10 protein-coding genes and 3 pseudogenes are annotated in these 15990 nt (G+C 48.3%); 5 read left to right on the forward strand and 8 right to left on the reverse strand.

The features are described from left to right. Positions 1–22: 22 nt before the first annotated feature. The 5 genes and pseudogenes from ACL2XF_RS06245 to ACL2XF_RS06265 form a co-directional block, all read right to left on the reverse strand. Entirely contained in the window at positions 23–490 is a 468-nt protein-coding gene (locus tag ACL2XF_RS06245) for a potassium channel family protein (protein WP_413728234.1), read from the reverse strand. A 397-nt stretch (positions 491–887) separates the two neighbouring features. After that, positions 888–1121, reverse strand: coding sequence for a hypothetical protein (locus tag ACL2XF_RS06250; protein WP_413728235.1), 234 nt, complete (start codon positions 1119–1121; stop codon positions 888–890). After that, positions 1118–1604: pseudogene (locus ACL2XF_RS06255) on the reverse strand (three component ABC system middle component). Before ACL2XF_RS06255 ends, ACL2XF_RS06250 begins: the two are co-directional and overlap by 4 nt. After that, positions 1601–2461 (reverse strand): annotated as a pseudogene (locus ACL2XF_RS06260) (ABC-three component system protein). Before ACL2XF_RS06260 ends, ACL2XF_RS06255 begins: the two co-directional pseudogenes overlap by 4 nt. A gap of 758 nt (positions 2462–3219) precedes the next feature. Continuing rightward, positions 3220–3696, reverse strand: a pseudogene (locus tag ACL2XF_RS06265) (transposase); the annotation flags it as partial. Between the two features lie 186 nt (positions 3697–3882). On the opposite strand from ACL2XF_RS06265, the gene ACL2XF_RS06270 reads away from it, so the two are divergent. From ACL2XF_RS06270 to ACL2XF_RS06280, 3 genes are read left to right on the forward strand one after another with little or no spacing between them, the layout of a single operon-like run. Further along, a complete protein-coding gene (locus tag ACL2XF_RS06270; RefSeq protein ID WP_413728236.1) occupies positions 3883–5550 on the forward strand; it encodes an SIR2 family protein in 1668 nt (555 codons plus the stop codon). Further along, positions 5547–6134, forward strand: a complete 588-nt coding sequence (locus ACL2XF_RS06275) for a hypothetical protein (protein WP_413728237.1) — start codon at positions 5547–5549, stop codon at positions 6132–6134. The genes ACL2XF_RS06270 and ACL2XF_RS06275 overlap by 4 nt, the downstream gene beginning before the upstream one ends. After that, positions 6131–8584 carry an AAA family ATPase gene (locus ACL2XF_RS06280; RefSeq protein ID WP_413728238.1) on the forward strand — a complete coding sequence of 818 codons (2454 nt, stop codon included), beginning with the start codon at positions 6131–6133 and terminating at the stop codon, positions 8582–8584. Before ACL2XF_RS06275 ends, ACL2XF_RS06280 begins: the two co-directional genes overlap by 4 nt. 741 nt (positions 8585–9325) lie before the next feature. Here ACL2XF_RS06280 and ACL2XF_RS06285 read toward each other — a convergent pair. Further along, entirely contained in the window at positions 9326–9946 is a 621-nt protein-coding gene (locus ACL2XF_RS06285) for a class I SAM-dependent methyltransferase (RefSeq protein ID WP_413728239.1), read from the reverse strand. 668 nt (positions 9947–10614) lie between these two features. On the opposite strand from ACL2XF_RS06285, the gene ACL2XF_RS06290 reads away from it, so the two are divergent. Next, a complete protein-coding gene (locus ACL2XF_RS06290; protein WP_413728240.1) occupies positions 10615–11817 on the forward strand; it encodes an MFS transporter in 1203 nt (400 codons plus the stop codon). A 41-nt stretch (positions 11818–11858) separates the two neighbouring features. Further along, a complete protein-coding gene (locus ACL2XF_RS06295) occupies positions 11859–12803 on the forward strand; it encodes an IclR family transcriptional regulator (protein WP_413728241.1) in 945 nt (314 codons plus the stop codon). 151 nt (positions 12804–12954) lie between these two features. Here ACL2XF_RS06295 and ACL2XF_RS06300 read toward each other — a convergent pair whose 3' ends face one another. Beyond that, a complete protein-coding gene (locus ACL2XF_RS06300) occupies positions 12955–14304 on the reverse strand; it encodes an MFS transporter (protein ID WP_413728242.1) in 1350 nt (449 codons plus the stop codon). 473 nt (positions 14305–14777) lie between these two features. Continuing rightward, entirely contained in the window at positions 14778–15938 is a 1161-nt protein-coding gene (locus tag ACL2XF_RS06305) for an L-talarate/galactarate dehydratase (RefSeq protein WP_413728243.1), read from the reverse strand. Positions 15939–15990: the final 52 nt, after the last annotated feature.

Below are 15990 nucleotides of genomic sequence, written 5' to 3' on the forward strand. Positions count from 1 at the left end.
AAAAATAAGGTAAACGGCGTCATTAATTATCTAGTAATCCTTTAAGCAGGAAATTGGCCATTCGAACCTGAGGTGGTTTGCTCGTATGAAACAGTAGCAAAATTGCTTGTTGTCTTTCTGATGCGAATTTCCCAATTAAGAGAGCGGTAATCACTAATCCATTCATTGCAAGTATGATAGAAATTATCCTCCCCAAACCCACAGGTAATAAATCGCCATAACCTACAGTTGTGAATGTTATAAAGCAAAAATACAAACCATCTAAGAAACCTCTATTTTCTTTTAATCCTAGACCTTCAGGCGCTAGCCAAAAAAAGACAGCGCATAAAATAATAATGAATATTGCAGTTAAAAACATATCTAAATAAGAAGATTTTTCGGTGATTTTTCCCAACTTGGTAGCTAATGAGTTTTTAAGATGGGGTTTACTCAATTTAATTAGGTTATCATTTTTTATATTTTTTTCTTGTTTTTTTATTATGTCGTTCATCTGACTTTCTCACTGATAGTTTTTCTAGATGATATATTATCTAAATTAATGGGTCTATCTTCATTTGATCCGCGCCCCGGATCCTGAACAATCTATGCTGCTTCCCTGGGCCGGTTTACCCGAACCCCGAATAAGTTTCGTTCATTATTTGAAATTGCCGGTTAGGCGTAGTTGGAGGTATGTTTGATGTTTGCGCCATAGTTTTCCCGGCTCTGATCTATCGCCACATCTGTACGATTAGCCGGGATGCCGAGCAGCCGTTACAGCAATGCGACCACCGAGTCGTCGTCGGTGTTAACCACCAGGTCCTCAAAATCCGGGACTACCAGTTAGCTTCCCCTTCGTAGCATAACGGTGCCGCAGCTTGTGGCACCTGCCCTAGGTGTTGGCTTGGCGATTAGCCCTGTTCCGGCAAAAATTGATAAATGACGGCGAACCGCGATACTTTGTCGCGAATAATGCCCTCAGGCACGTTAAAGATTGAACGACCCATACAGTATTCGATGATCTCTGCAAGCGCTGATTTTCCGGTGGATGATCGGCCAGTGATTACGTTCAAGCCATCTACTTTAAACTGTAGATCTCGGCGTTGTCCATCATGGCTGTAGACATGAATCGACTTAATCTTCATGGGCGTATTCCAAAGGTCGTGTACACTGTAACGCGGTCTGCGATACGAGAAAATTCTTTTCCAATAAAGCGAGCAACGCGCTGGCACGAGATGGATTCATCAGTTCCCGTAACCGTTTTTCGAACTCTATTGGACACAATTTTCATTCGGCCATCTTGCGTCACGACAAAGCATCCTCGTTCCATGAGCACCCCGAAGGCTTCAAACACAAATGGAGCATATCACTGGCACAGTCAGCGAAGCCGACAAGCAGTTGGGGATTATTTTCGATGATCTTTAACAGATAACTACGAGGGTTTCCTGCAATTACTTGGCGAGAGTCTTTTTGCAGACATAATGGCAAAATTAGAAGTGCGAGAGAAAATGGCATGCCGTAGGGATTCTTTCTTCGTAGCCCAGCAATGCCCTGAATAGCACAAGCCCACAGAATGCAGGATCGAAAAGATTCCTTATTTCGAATGGTCGCTGATCCCATCGCTTCATTCCATGGCTCCTAACAACTGGCCAACTCTATTGAGGAAATGAGGGTGCCAGAAAACACTTGGTAGCGGCCGGCTGTTCGCAAGGATATGAAATCCTCCCCGCACCAAATAGGGCTCAGTCACTCGTTCTCGGATGCAAAGCGAGCCAATGTTACCGCTCTCAAGGTCGGCCCACTGGTACAGCGCTTTTCCCGCAGCAATAAGTACTTTGTCGGCGGCATTCTCATCGAGCTCTTCAAAAACAACGTCTCGATAGCGGTTCCATTCATCGACGAGGCGGTCTTCATAATCTTCCATCTATCCGGCCACTAAGAGATTTTCGCGAGCCCATGAGGAACGCTGCTTAAACGCGCGGTAGTAGTCGAGAATGGCGTTACGAATACGATTGGAAGAAATGCCTATTTCCCTGAGTTGAACAATAAAGATTCGTTGGTCGTTCACCGCATCGATTTCTCCAGTGGGCATTTTTCCTCTGAACGTAATCAGAAGATTGTCCGATTTGTACTCTTCGGAAAATGCTGCCAGCTTGTCGGAAATCTCGTATCCCAAAATTGCTTCTTTGCGCTTCCCTACCAGCAGATCGATAATCGTATTATTCCACCAACCTTCAAGACGTTCGAAGATAGCGTCTCCGTTATCGCGCCAGATAATGCGCATGTGCTGTTCTTTGATAATCGAAGGAACGTCCTCAATATGAGGTCCACCATCAAAGATCACGATCCGTGATAGGAAATCTTCTTTCACATTATCACTGAGCTTTTTGAATTTATTGGCAATTGGAGTGATGAGTTTTGATCTGGTCATAACCAGAACATCGGCAACAAGCTGTGGCAGCGATACTGCCTCAGCATTATCCATCGGTGGTTCGAACACGAAGTGTCGCAGTAATGACGTGCTCGAAACAGTGCCGGTCGTAAATAGAAAGAAGCGTCACTGGCTTCGCTGCGTCCATCGCGATTATAGCGATCCAGCCCTATTCGAACCGACTTCCAGAAATCAGTAGACAGGTCGGTGAGACTATCGCCGACTCCTTTGTGTTTAAGCGATGCTAGAGTTTTGACTCCATTCGAGTCGACAAAGTCGAGGTCATCGTCCTTTTCAATTAAAACCGACGTGCTTTCTGGCAATTGCAATAGTTTGAGAAGCGAGGCTGATAAATATATCCCAAGCCTTGTTTGCCGACAGCGTATTTATCTGTAGAAGCCCCTATCATGCTCAAGTCCTATCTATCGGCTGAACGGCTAAAATGGTTAACTTAAACAAAGAGCACCTGTTGCCATTCAACGTTCAGCGGTAGATCTCCGCTTCCCCTGTAGTTTCTTTCAGACAATATCACCTAGTAGCCTTGGAAAATAGAAAAAATAAAATTTACGTCCCTAGAAGTAAACATAAAAGAGCATGAAATTGTGCATTACATGCCAGAGACCGGTCAGGTTCGTGGATGTCGTGTCCGAAGACCTTTGAACGGGCCGGACCGTTAGGACAAAAATTGTCTATGGGGACGGGGCAGTCCAAACTGACGGCAATGCCTGAGCGAGCTGGGGGTTGCCCCTAGATATATTCTGTACGCCAGTTTTTTATTAAAACCTCACGTCGTATAGCGTCCAGAACAACTACATATTGAGTATTTCTGTTAGCCGGGTTTTGTTAGTCCGCTCGATAAACCCGTTTTGCATTGGACAGCCAGACGGAATAAAATCCAGCATGACACCGTTATGCTCTGCCCATTCAGCGAGGGCAACGGCAATAAGTTCGGGTCCGATGTTACTTCGAATATAGACCGGATAACCTCTCGGCATAACAACCAACTCACGTTTTACAGGTGCCGTTAAAGTTTTTGCTATGACATCCGTATGAATTCCATGATCCAAACTCAGGGAGGCATAACTCGGCTTTAGACGGCAATTTTCTACTTCAAACTCTTTCATCCGATTGATATCAGAGGATTTCATTCCTCCATATTTGGATTTTCAGTTATTGTGGCTGGCTGCTGAAACACCATTTTCGCGGCAGGCATCCTTTACATGCCGGCCACCTTCAACTTCTTTCAGGACTCGCAAGATCTGAGTTTTAGTGAAACGCGTTTTCTCCATGATGAGCATTCCGTGGGTTATATTTTAACCAGAGCACTTAATTAAGCGGAAAGACTAAATCCAGGAGGGGCTACAACTTCACAATAACTGATGGCAAAGGGGCATGGAGGATGCGATAGTGGTTCGATAATGTCATGGGGAGATCAAACTTTGCCTACTGCCGCATCTATTTCCATTAAGGAGACTTTGGCACTGTTAGATAACAGATTCTCCGGTATCGGAACCGGCGTGGCGCAGGGTTCCTATGCCTTCTGGCTTGGTTCTGGCATATCGCGTGACCGGATCATCGGTCTTGACGGTGTTCTAGCAAAATTGCTCGAGTTTCTACGTGCAAACGCGACCGGCAATCCAAATTGCGCATACCGTCTTGCGCTTCAGAGGATCATCGAGATGGCGGTGCCATCAGAGGATGAGCGTGCACAAATCGACTTTGCCACGACTTCAATTCAATGGACTTGTCTGCCGGTTCTTCTTAGTCGCCTTTGGAAACAGTATTCAGCAGTTTTGTCGGTTGAGCTTGCTGGTCAGCCCCGGGATTACCTCCTTTGGGTCGGGCTAGACTTTGCTAACACATTCGCGAACCAATTGGCTGATGCTGAACATCTCGCTATTGGCATGCTAGCACTTGAAGGGGCGGTGACTGAATTCGCATCTGCAAACTGGGACGGGCTGCTCGAAGCTGCCATGAAGGAACTCGGCTATGAAGATACTTTTTACCGTGTCACAGTGACTGGGGAGGACCTGCGCAACCCCGCGGCCGCCGCCATTCTCTACAAATTCCACGGTTGTGCCTTGCGCGCTATCGACAACGAAGGCAAATATCGACCATTGCTTGTAGCGCGTTCGGCGCAGATCACTAGTTGGAGTAGCAACGACACGTTCAAAATCATACGCGATCAGCTTAGTGCGCTCGTCCAGACCAAACGAACGCTGATGATCGGCATGTCGGCGCAGGACGCCAATGTCCAGCATCTGTTCGCGACAGTAAATCAACATCGGGGATGGAAATGGACCGATCAGCCGACACCGATCGTGTTCTCGGCTCAGGATCTCGGTGACGAACAGAAGAACTTGCTTAATGTTGTCTATGGCGACGAGGATTATGAGGCGCACCACGACGAAATCTGCGAGGCTGCGCGTTTGCAAGTTTATGCCAAGCCCATGCTTCTCGCTTTGCTCCTAAATGTCCTGACCGCCAAACTTGAAGTCTTGGCCAGCGATGCCGATGCTCCGAGCCTTAATCCAGATGCGCGCGCTGCAATAATCGATGGTATCAAGGTCCTGCGCGACCGTGTTGCCGACGCCGGCAATCACGATCGCATTGGGTTCGCCCGCGCGCTCGCTAGCGGCTTAGCTAGAGCCCGTCACCAAATCCAGAACGGAACGAGCTCTGCCGGTGTTCAGGTTTATTTCCCCATTGACGACCAACCCGCGCATCTAATGAAGGGCAAGCTTGCGCTCAAGAGTTCGGGCCAGCGCGAGGCCGCCGTTGCGCTCGGTCTGATTGGGCTCGACGAAGCTGCGACCAGTTGGGCTAGCTCGGTAGATGACCCCGCCGACACCCGGTCGGGCGCGCTTCGCCTGACCTCGCCAGAGGCAAGTGCCCGGATTTTTCTAGCCTCCAATGATAACACGATCATTAATCTTCTCGAATGCGGCGCGTTCGATGAGACCGATGAAGATGTCGTGGTGATCTGCTCTGGCCGTGTAGCAGATCGACAACAACGCAGCCCGAGAGGCAATTGGCGTAATGGCTCCGTAGGTCCTAGATATATAGCCTTGGGGCCAATGCTGAGCGATGCCACAAATCTCGAAGAGCTACGCGACCAGTTCCGTGGAGAGATTGGCTTATGAGCACAAGCGATCACGTCATCAATATCCTCGTTCAGGAAGGCGGTTACCGCGAGCTTTCCAGACCGTTCAAAGTTGGGTCTCAATCGTTCGATTTCACACATGGGCTCGTCGCTGGCAAACGGGCTAATGACCTTGTCATCGTCATCGAGCTTAAAGGCGACACCGCCGACGATGTCATTGTCCGCAAGGTCTTGGCATTGACCCGTGCACTTGATGTCATGCGCTCGAAGCGGCCGGTGACTGCTATTCTCACCTCGGGGCAACCGCGCTCCGAGACCGTTCAATCGATCAGCAAGGTTTGCCGCGTCCTGCCCGTGGGCGCGCCCACGGGGCCTGATGTGATCGCCGCACTACGTGATTGGCTTGCTGTTCTTCTACCGCTGACTCAGCCGCCTTCTGTCGACACTATGCTCGACTGGGAGGCAGATTTGCGTAGAGCCATACCTATGACTGCAAAAGGGACTCTGATGGAGGCACTCATTGCGGCCGCGCCGCTGGGCAAGGACGTCGTCGAGAGCGTGCTAGCCGAGAACATTGGCGGTTCGGTCAGTGCCGTGCTTGATAATGAAGGAGACCCACATTGACTGACATACGTCTCAAAAGCCTCGTCATCGAGAATTTCAGAAGCTTGCGCGGTAAAGTTGTCGTGCCGCTCGATGCGCAAGTGGTGCTGGTGCACGGCACTAACGGCATGGGTAAGACGAGCATCTTATCTGCACTTGAGCTTGGCCTTACTGGAAAAATTGCGCATCTTGCAGCCGACGGTGATGCTTATAGATCGTATCTTACCAGCCTCGACACCGGTGGAGGTTCAATCGCCCTCACCTCCACGTCGTCGCAACACGAAGGTGGGGCGACTGAAGGTTCGCTGGTTTTCAGCGATAAAAGCTTCATCGCCGATCCACTGTTCGGTCAGGGTGACGCTCATTTCTTCGCTGAACGCTGTTATTTGCCCCAGGCGACGCTTGGACGCCTCCTCGAAATATATGACGATCAGAGGACGGGCAGCACTTCGCCACTAACTCTGTTCGTAAAGGAACTGCTCGGGCTCGACCCCCTTGATGCCCTTGTAGACGGGCTTGATCCTGCGTTTCACGTGACACGAATTCGAAAGATTGCACCAGACTATCGCCGTCTAGAAGCGCTGAAAACATCGTTGCAGGACCAAATCGACAAAACAGATCGTGCTTTCACGAATGCGGCCGATGCCGCTGAAGACCAGAGAACACGTATCAACGAGGTGCTGTCCAAAATTGCAGTCGATAGCCCCGCTATAGTCGTTACCGAAGCGACCGATCTTGCCGAGCTTCGCTTGGCGCTAAACACCTCGTATAACCAAGACCAGCGCCTTACCGACTTAAGTCGTATGCGGTCGGAGCTTCGCGGCTTACTAGAGCGCTGGCAAGCACTGCCGTCCGAGGCTGCGAGTCGAGACCAGGCTAATAAGGAACGCGACGACCAGGTAGCGATTCAGAAATTGGCTGCTTGGCGCTCGGGCACAGGTGCTGGGCTCGGTCGCGCTGTCGATACGGTACGAGAGGTCTTTACCGACGTGCCGCCGCTTGACGAAGGCCCAGAGAAGAGCCGGCTGGATGCCTTAAGTCGTGCCGCTGCAGAGGTCGCGCGCTGCAAAGCTCTACTTAAAACTCATGCCGCCGCCGCCGAGCGTGTAAATAAACTCAACTCGGTCGTGCAACGAGCCACCATCCGCATTGAAGAACTGAACAAGGATCTTGCCGGCGCTGTCCAGGATGCGAAATCTCTCGCTAACGCTCTGGCCGGCATTGCCCCGCATATTAGTGGTGAAATTTGCCCGGTCTGCAATCGCGATTTCGCTGATCAAGATGCAGGACCGCTCGCTGTAAACGTCGCCGCCAAGATTGCATCTCTGACCAATGAAGCCGGCCGTTTGCAGGCGCTTACGACTGAGCGTGCTGAAGAAAGTAATCGCTTGGCCGCTGCTCAGCGTGAACTCCTTAGCGCTGGAAACGGCAAACTCTCGGCAGAGGATCTTTCTGAAATCACCGTCCGCAAGGCGCTGATGGAGGATATTGTTTGGCAACTTCGAGACCTGGAACTTTCTGCTGACGAAGGCACACGGTTGATGGTTGCTGCAACCGCGGCACGACAGATGTTGATTCTCTCGCGTCGTCGCAATGAATTGTCAATCTCTATGCTGCCTGAAATAGAGACAGCTGTTCAGGGGGTAGTTGGGCAGCCAGCCAGCAACTTTGCTGGCATCGACCAAGCGCTCGGAGAGGCAATGCGCCTGACTGAGGCACGCTCTGGTGATGCAGAGCGTGTCGCCGCGTTGTGCATCGAGGCACAGTCCTTAATCGCTAGGCGCATACGCGACTTTGAGCAACTTAATGCTCTGCGTGCTGAACATAAACACAACGCTGCACGAATGACGAATATAGAGAAGGCTCTAAAGGAGGTCGAGACCAGCCGCGACCAGGCGAAGAAGGTGTCGGAAGCTGCGAACACAGTGCGATCCAACATCGTTAAGAAAGTCTTCAGCACCTCACTTAACAAGGTATGGCGCGATCTTTTCGTGCGGCTTGCACCATCGGAGCAGTTCGTGCCCTCGTTCAAGCTTCCCACCAGTGCCGGTGGAAAGGTCGAAGCCATCCTAGAAACCTTGCATCGCTCTGGAAAGGCATCGGGTTCACCTGGCGCGATGCTGAGCCAAGGTAACCTCAATACCGCAGCACTGACGTTGTTTTTGGCGCTTCACCTATCAGTGCCAGTACGCATGCCATGGCTTATACTCGACGATCCTGTCCAATCGATGGACGATGTCCATATCGCTCAATTCGCAGCGCTACTGCGCACCTTATCTAAGGGGATGGACCGCCAAATCATTATCGCTGTTCATGAGCGTGCACTATTTGACTATCTGACTCTTGAACTCAGCCCGGCATTTCCCGGCGATAGCCTTATTACGGTGGAGATTACTCGTAACTTCGAAGGTGATGCTGTCGTGACTCCGCGCGCTTTTAGCTTCGAGAAAGACCGCGCTATTGCCGCCTGAGCATGGTTCGTCCCAAATTTACAAGTATCCTTTTAATCGAGTAAGTTATTTTTCAGTTTATCGTGACCAAAAAACTGTACCGCTACGATAGTGGTTAGCTGTAGGGCTTAGTTGAAACCCCGAAATGTACCGGCTTCCAGAATCACAAAATTGAACGCAGTAGCGTTATGCTTAAAAGCGTGAGCTTATCGTAAGCTATAAATGAAAAGGCCAGGGGATCCATTGGAACTCCTTGGCGCTAGAATCTTGGCTCTCACCGCGGATTAAGAACTCCTTTTATTATTTTGCATTTATTTAACTTAATTTTTTTGATTTTGAATCAAACTCACAATTCGACTCTGGATTGTTTTAGAAAATAAAAATTTTACATTTTTCTCATTTTCATACACATTAATGTAACTTAACTAATATAGTCACATCTAGCCTGTCGGTGGCAGCGTTGTGGAAGTCGGTGATCTAATAATGGCTGGGAAAGCAACTTGCCGTGAGGATGAACCGCAGCACCTGCCGAAGTAAAGGTAAGGCGCCGTTAGCGCAGTATCATTATCAGCCACTCGCCTTGTGCCTCAAGGTCAGAACACGTTGCTGAGTGTTCACTGACTTTCGCGTTTTTTTCCGGGCTAGACCAGCCCGACCGCCTTTCTTATATTGTTATGCCTATTTGGCATGTCGCTATCCTGGGTTGATGTGCCTGTGTACCATTTATCTGCTCTTTTTAAGTATGGCTTGATATTTAATGCGCTATCCTCTCACAAAGTCGAGTCTGAGGAAGTTTTTCTTATTAGGTAAGGAGTGCGCCTTGACAAAATTATTTCTGAATCCAATTAATTGTAACGTCTTAATGAGTTGTTTTTCATTAATGTCATTATGAAATGAAGAAATCTCTTCGAAATGCTCTTCAAAGGGCGTTGAGGAAACAAATGCATTCTCGCAATTAAGCTGTATAACACATGAAACATATTTAGGCGGATTTTCAGCCAGTAATTTGGTAAAGATATTTAATCCGATATATTCAATAACAAGGTTTGCCACAATAATATCGACCTCAGGGACATAGGCATCTGATAACGTCAAGTCAGCATGGCGAAGCTCCAGAATGCTATCTAATGTTGTAAAACGATTCTGGCAGGCATGAAGATATTGTTCATTAACATCAATGCCATATACTTTCGAAATTGTGTTTTTGTTTATGTGCTCAAGCCCATTCCCACCCGCAATGCCCAGTATACAGATGGAACTAACAGTATAATCATTAAACTGACTTTGCATTATCTCACTTAAAATCTGCGCCTGACGTACGCTTTCGAATTGCATGTGGCCTTCATAATAAGCCAGATCTAATTTTTCCCACGGATTCGACATAAAGTTATTTTCTCCAACAGTAACTGTACATCAAGATGATCAAGTCTATTAATGCATAAGTCAAATTATTCACACATCAAATTGGAGAGGGCGGTCAACCGTTGCCAATGAGATTGTTTCGGCAGTTATCTCAGGATGGACACGCCGATTAAGGATGTTGCCCTGGTGTAACGGGTTAACCTTGTCTTGGCCAACATTTCTGACAGAGGCATGTTTCATCACCACGGCGTATTGACGGCTGGACTACCCAACATGGCAATGCCTGAATCTGGTAAGCAGGGGTGGAAAAAATCGAATTTCCTACAGTGCATACAATAAATAAAATATCAAAAAGTATAATTTTCAATATGTGAGACTATCCCTAAAATTACTTGGTGCGATTATGCGGGATACTTACATCCATTAGAACACACTCAGGGGCAAAGATATATTTCATAATATGAAATTATATTCATGGTTCTAAACGTAGATATACGGTGAACGAACGAATCACACCCTGAAAACACAATTTGTTTATTTCTAGTCGTCATGATAGAGTTTTTAGCAGTAAGAATAAAGATGGCTATCCATTGTAATTTCATATTATGAAATTGTTCAAATTCTTAAGTTTCATTAGTACTCGGTATATGTGAATCTGGTATGTATTTATCATCATTGGAAAAGCGGAAATGGCTGTAGAGAAAACAGAAATGGTAGTTATGCAACGTCTTACTCTATGGGTGATGGCGTTAACCGCCGGTCTGGTTGTCGCCAATAATTATTACAATCAACCTCTGCTGGCAACGCTGGCAGTGAGTTTTCACGTCACGCAGCAAAGCGCCAGCGCGATCGCGGCGTTGACCCAATTTGGCTATGCGCTGGGCATGTTTTTGCTGCTGCCGCTCGGGGACAAAATGGAACGTCGTCGCCTGGTAACGATAATGCTAACGTTAGCCTGCTTGGCTTTGCTGTTGTTTGCTCGTGCGACGGATTTCCGGTTGTTGCTGGTCTTTGCCTTTCTGATTGGTTTCACCAGTATCGTGCCGCAAATATTGCCGCCGTTCGCCGCTAAACTGGCCGGTCCGGAAAAGGCGGGGGAGGCGGTAGGCCTGGTTATGGGTGGGTTGCTGCTGGGTATTTTATTATCACGCTTTGTCTCAGGCCAGATTGGCGCCTGGCTGGGCTGGCAGGTAGTGTATTATATGGCGGCGACCGTCATGATTATTTTGCTCTTTGCGCTGCGGGCTCTGCTGCCAGCGGCAAAGCCCACCTTTAAAGGTAATTATTTGTCGTTGCTGATCAGTCTGACCGGGCTGGTAAAGCGTCATCAAATCCTGCGCATTACCTCGCTGGCCGCTGCGTTACAATTCGGTGCTTTTAGTCTCTTCTGGACCACGTTGGCATTTTACCTGGATAGCCTACAGCAGGGCTATACCGCCAGAGATGCGGGTTTGTTCGGTCTGGTGGGCGCTGCAGGGGTGTTGGCTGCGCCAGCGGCGGGCCGTTTATCCACCCGCATAAACCCGACCCTTCTATTGTTAATCGGCGGAGGGATGATGTTGCTGTCGTTTTTGTCGTTTGCATTGAGTTTCGGTAATGCCTTTGCTCTCATACCCGGTGTGATAATTATGGATTTGGGGATGCAGATCAGCCATGTTATTAGTATGAATCGTAATTACCAGCTGGATTCCAAGGCCGTGAGTCGACTGAATACGCTTTACATGGTAACGCGTTTTCTCGGCGGGGCATTGGGCACGTTGGTTGGCGGTATAGTCTGGCAGCAAGGACATTGGTATGGGATATGTATTGCCGGCGCGGGCTTTTGCACTTTAGCCATAGTGATTCAATTTCGTTTGTTGAGTATAAATCAGCAGTCCGCCAATGCTGGCTGAAACTCTTTCGCATTTAAGTAGTTTGGTAATAAGGATTCATCATGACCAAGCCTTTGGCGCCTGGCGCGCATGAAGCTGACAAGCCGTTTCGTAGGCTAGAGCCGGAGGATGTCTGGCCCGTGTTAGATACTATGTATAACATCGTGCCGGCCGATGACATCAGTCCGCCAATACCTTCTTTTATACCGGCAGTGGAGACTAGTGACAAAACGCTTATTCAGTCGGTAAACCGTGCGCTTGATATCCTTGAAATTCTGGCGAAGCAGCCAGACGCATTACGGCTACAGGATATTACCGCTGGCTGCGGGTTGAATAGTTCGACGTGCCACCATTTGCTCAATACACTGGTCTTTAGGGGTTATGTCAATCGCCGGGATGATAACCGGACCTATCAATTAGGAACACGACTACTGGAACTCGCTTATAACTATAGCGGCCCTTTTGATTTAGTAAGCGAGTCGCTGCCGGAATTACGGCGGTTAAGTCATGAGTTAGGTGTGACATTATTATTAGCGGCATTTTCCGGCTCCAATCTGACCATTATAACGCGCCAGGAGCCACCGGATAATCAACCGATGAAGATAATAGAGGATATTAGTGCCGCAGCTCATGCGACTGCGGTTGGTAAAGTGATGCTGGCATGGCTGCCTGAGCCAAAAATCGCGCGAGTAGTCGCCGATCAGGGGCTTACGCCGTTTACAGCTAAAACGATAGGTTCGTTGGCTACATTGGTTGAAAGCTTGCGCCAAATCCGTCGCCATGGCTTTGCTCTGGAAGATGAAGAGTTTTTACCAGGCCTATCCGGCTTAGCCTGTGCGTTGCGGGGAGATTCGGGCGAAGTACTGGGGGCCATAGGTTGTATCCTGCCGACGGAAGAGGCTATTAACACCCGGCTACAAAAGTTGCAGCGAGCGCTAAGCGAAAGTGCAGCCCTTATTTCCCGCCGCTTTGGCCACCGATCCGAAAGGCGCGCGGCCAGCCTGTAAACGTGATCTATAGTTGCTTGAAGCATCTATAATCACATTGATTATCTCCATTAATGTTGCCGCTATCGTACCTGCTGCCTGACGATTGCTAAAACTCATCGCCGCGGCAGCAAAGTAGCTTAACGTTCCTTGCTATGATACGCAATTTACGTTACCCATTGTTTATGGTGCTTTTTTTCAACTCCATTCTTTTTATTTCCCCTACCACCAGTAAATAACAGAGCAATGCGGCAATGGCCGAGGCTCCGATAAAAACCAGCGCACTATTGAAAGAGTGCATTTCTTTTACCATATAGCCAATGATCAGCGGGGTGGCAATAGACGCGACGTTACCGAAGGCGTTGAAAATACCGCCGCATAGTCCTGCTGCTTCTTTCGGCGCGGTATCAGAGATCACCGGCCAGCCCAATGCTCCAAACCCTTTGCCAAAGAAAGACAAGGCCATGAGCGCGACCACGAGAATTTCATTGTCGGTGTAATTGCATAGAATAATCGTGGTGGCGAGGAGCATCCCAGCTACAATAGGTATTTTTCGGGCAGCAGTTAGGCTTAAACCACGCTTTAACAGCCAATCGGAGCTAATGCCGCCCAAAATGCCACCGGTGAAACCACAAATGGCCGGTATAGAAGCAACTAAACCGACTTTTAGGATGGACATGCCTCTTTCCTGTACCAAATATATCGGAAACCATGTAAGGAAAAACCAAGTAATGGTATTGATAAAGTATTGACCCAGGAAAACGCCCATCAGCATACGGTTACTTAGCATCTGTTTGACGTAGTTCCACTTAGGTCCATTTTGTAAGGGGTCGATTTTTTTATAATCCATATCAATCATGGCCCCTCCTTGCACTATATAGTCAAGTTCTCTGGCTGACATCGCCGGATGTTCCGATGGGTTATGTATATATTTCAACCAAATAAGCGTCAAGACAAACCCAACGCTCCCCATCACGGTGAAAACATGTTGCCAGCCCCAGGCATAAGTCAACCATCCCAACAGCGGGGAAAATAGTGCCAAAGCAAAATATTGGCCGGCATTAAAAAAAGAAGAGGCGGTGGCGCGTTCACGGGTTGGAAACCAGGCAGCGACAATGCGTGCATTTGCGGGAAATGAAGGGGCCTCGGCTACGCCCAATAGAAAGCGCAAGATAAAAAAGGTGACTACTGTATAGGCTAGCGGCAGAAGATGCACGAATCCCTGCAAGAAAGTAAACAGAGACCAGAAAAAAAGGCTAAAGGCATAAACTTTTTTTGAACCGTATTTATCGAGCAACCAGCCTCCAGGCAATTGCATCAATAAATATGACCAGCCGAAGGCAGAAAAAATCAGTCCCATATCCGCCGTATCTAAACCAAGTTCCTTCGCAACAGTACTGCCGGCTATAGAAAGGGTTGCGCGGTCTGCGTAGTTAACACTGGTAATCAAAAAAACAATAATCAATATTAGATAGCGAATATGGCTGTTTTGTTTACGTGAAATTTCAGACTGGACGTTCATTAAAATATACCTCTGCATTATAGTAGGGGGACTGTAAGTCATGATAACAATAGTCACCAAGAGTTATGCTTGTAGTTCGATATAAAAGGATATCGGATATCCCGTTCGGATAATAAATAATGTATTACCAAGATATGATTCGTGGATTGTAAGTGATAAAAAGCAATAAAACATTGTGCGTTTGTATGAATGAGTTTTAAAAATTCCGCTTATACTAGTGCAAATCACCATAATATTGTGATTTGTGTCACAATGAAATTAATAATAGGTACTATGGTATTTTTTTCAAAATCAACAGTTGATTAATCAAAATTTCGAAGGGGATTAATGTCGCTAAATTATATAAAAATAAATGCACAATATTGAAAAAATATTGTGCATGATAATTCAGTCACAGGGGTGAGAATAACCCTAAAGTTGATGGTTTTATAAGTTAATAATACTGCTTCTTTCTAAGCGTAGCCATCGGCCGCTTATTTCCCTTGCCCGGTTTTATATTGAGCCACCGTCCAGGATCGCACTTGCTCATGGAGGGTAAAACCCAGTCCGGGGCGTGTAGGAACGATCATATGGCCATTGCGGATTTCCAGCCGTTCATTAAATACCGGCTCAAGCCATTCAAAATGCTCAACCCAAGTTTCATGAGCATAAGCGGCGGCCAGATGCAAATGGATCTCCATCACAAAGTGGGGGGCCATCATTAAGCCGTGATTTTCCGCCATCTTCGCCACTTTCAGGAACGGCGTGATTCCACCGACCCGCGGGGCGTCATGCATCACTAAATCGATGGCGCCCTTTTGAATATAGTCAGCTACTTCATTAACACTGGTGAGCATTTCCCCGGTACCAATCGGCGTGTCGAGCTGGGCGGAGAGCGCGCGATGCCCCTCTACATCATAGGCATCCAGCGGTTCCTCGATCCATTGCAGATTATATTGTTCCAGTACCCGGCCCATGCGCAGGGCGGTGGTGCGATCCCACTGCTGATTGGCATCTACCATCAGCGGAACATTATCACCCAGATGTTTACGCACCGCGTCCACCCGCTGCAAATCTACTTTACGATCCGGATGGCCGACTTTCATCTTCACGCCGCCGATACCGCGCGCCAGGGATTGGCTGGATTTATCCAGCATTTCATCGATCGACGCCTGCAAATAGCCGCCGGAGGTATTGTAACAGCGTACTTCGTCCCGGTGTGCGCCGAGTAATTTAGCTAGCGATAATCCGGCGCGCTTGGCTTTCATATCCCACAAAGCGGTATCGATGGCGGCGATAGCCTGGGTCGCCAGTCCGCTTCGGCCCACCGAAGCGCCAGCCCAGACCATTTTGCCCCATAGACGGGCAATATCATTGGGATCCTCGCCAATAAGCAACGGCGCGATCTCTTTGGCATGGGCAAATTGCGCCGGTCCGCCGGTGCGCAGGGTATAGGTAAAACCCAACCCGTTGAAGCCCTGTTCCGTTTCGATTTCAGCGAATAATAGCGCCACTTCATCCAGGGCCTTTTGCCGTCCGGTCAAGACTTTTGCGTCACTGACCGCGGTGGTTAAGGGCACATTCACTGAAGAAAGTTTGATATTCAGTATCCGGTCCGTCTGCATGGCGCCGCCGCTTTGAGATTGAGTTGTCATCTTTTACCTTTCCAACTGTAGTATGTAATACCGTACGAAAGAACGTCTGTTA

The sequence above is a fragment of the Sodalis sp. RH19 genome (genome assembly GCF_047324215.1).
Taxonomy (GTDB): domain Bacteria; phylum Pseudomonadota; class Gammaproteobacteria; order Enterobacterales; family Enterobacteriaceae; genus Acerihabitans.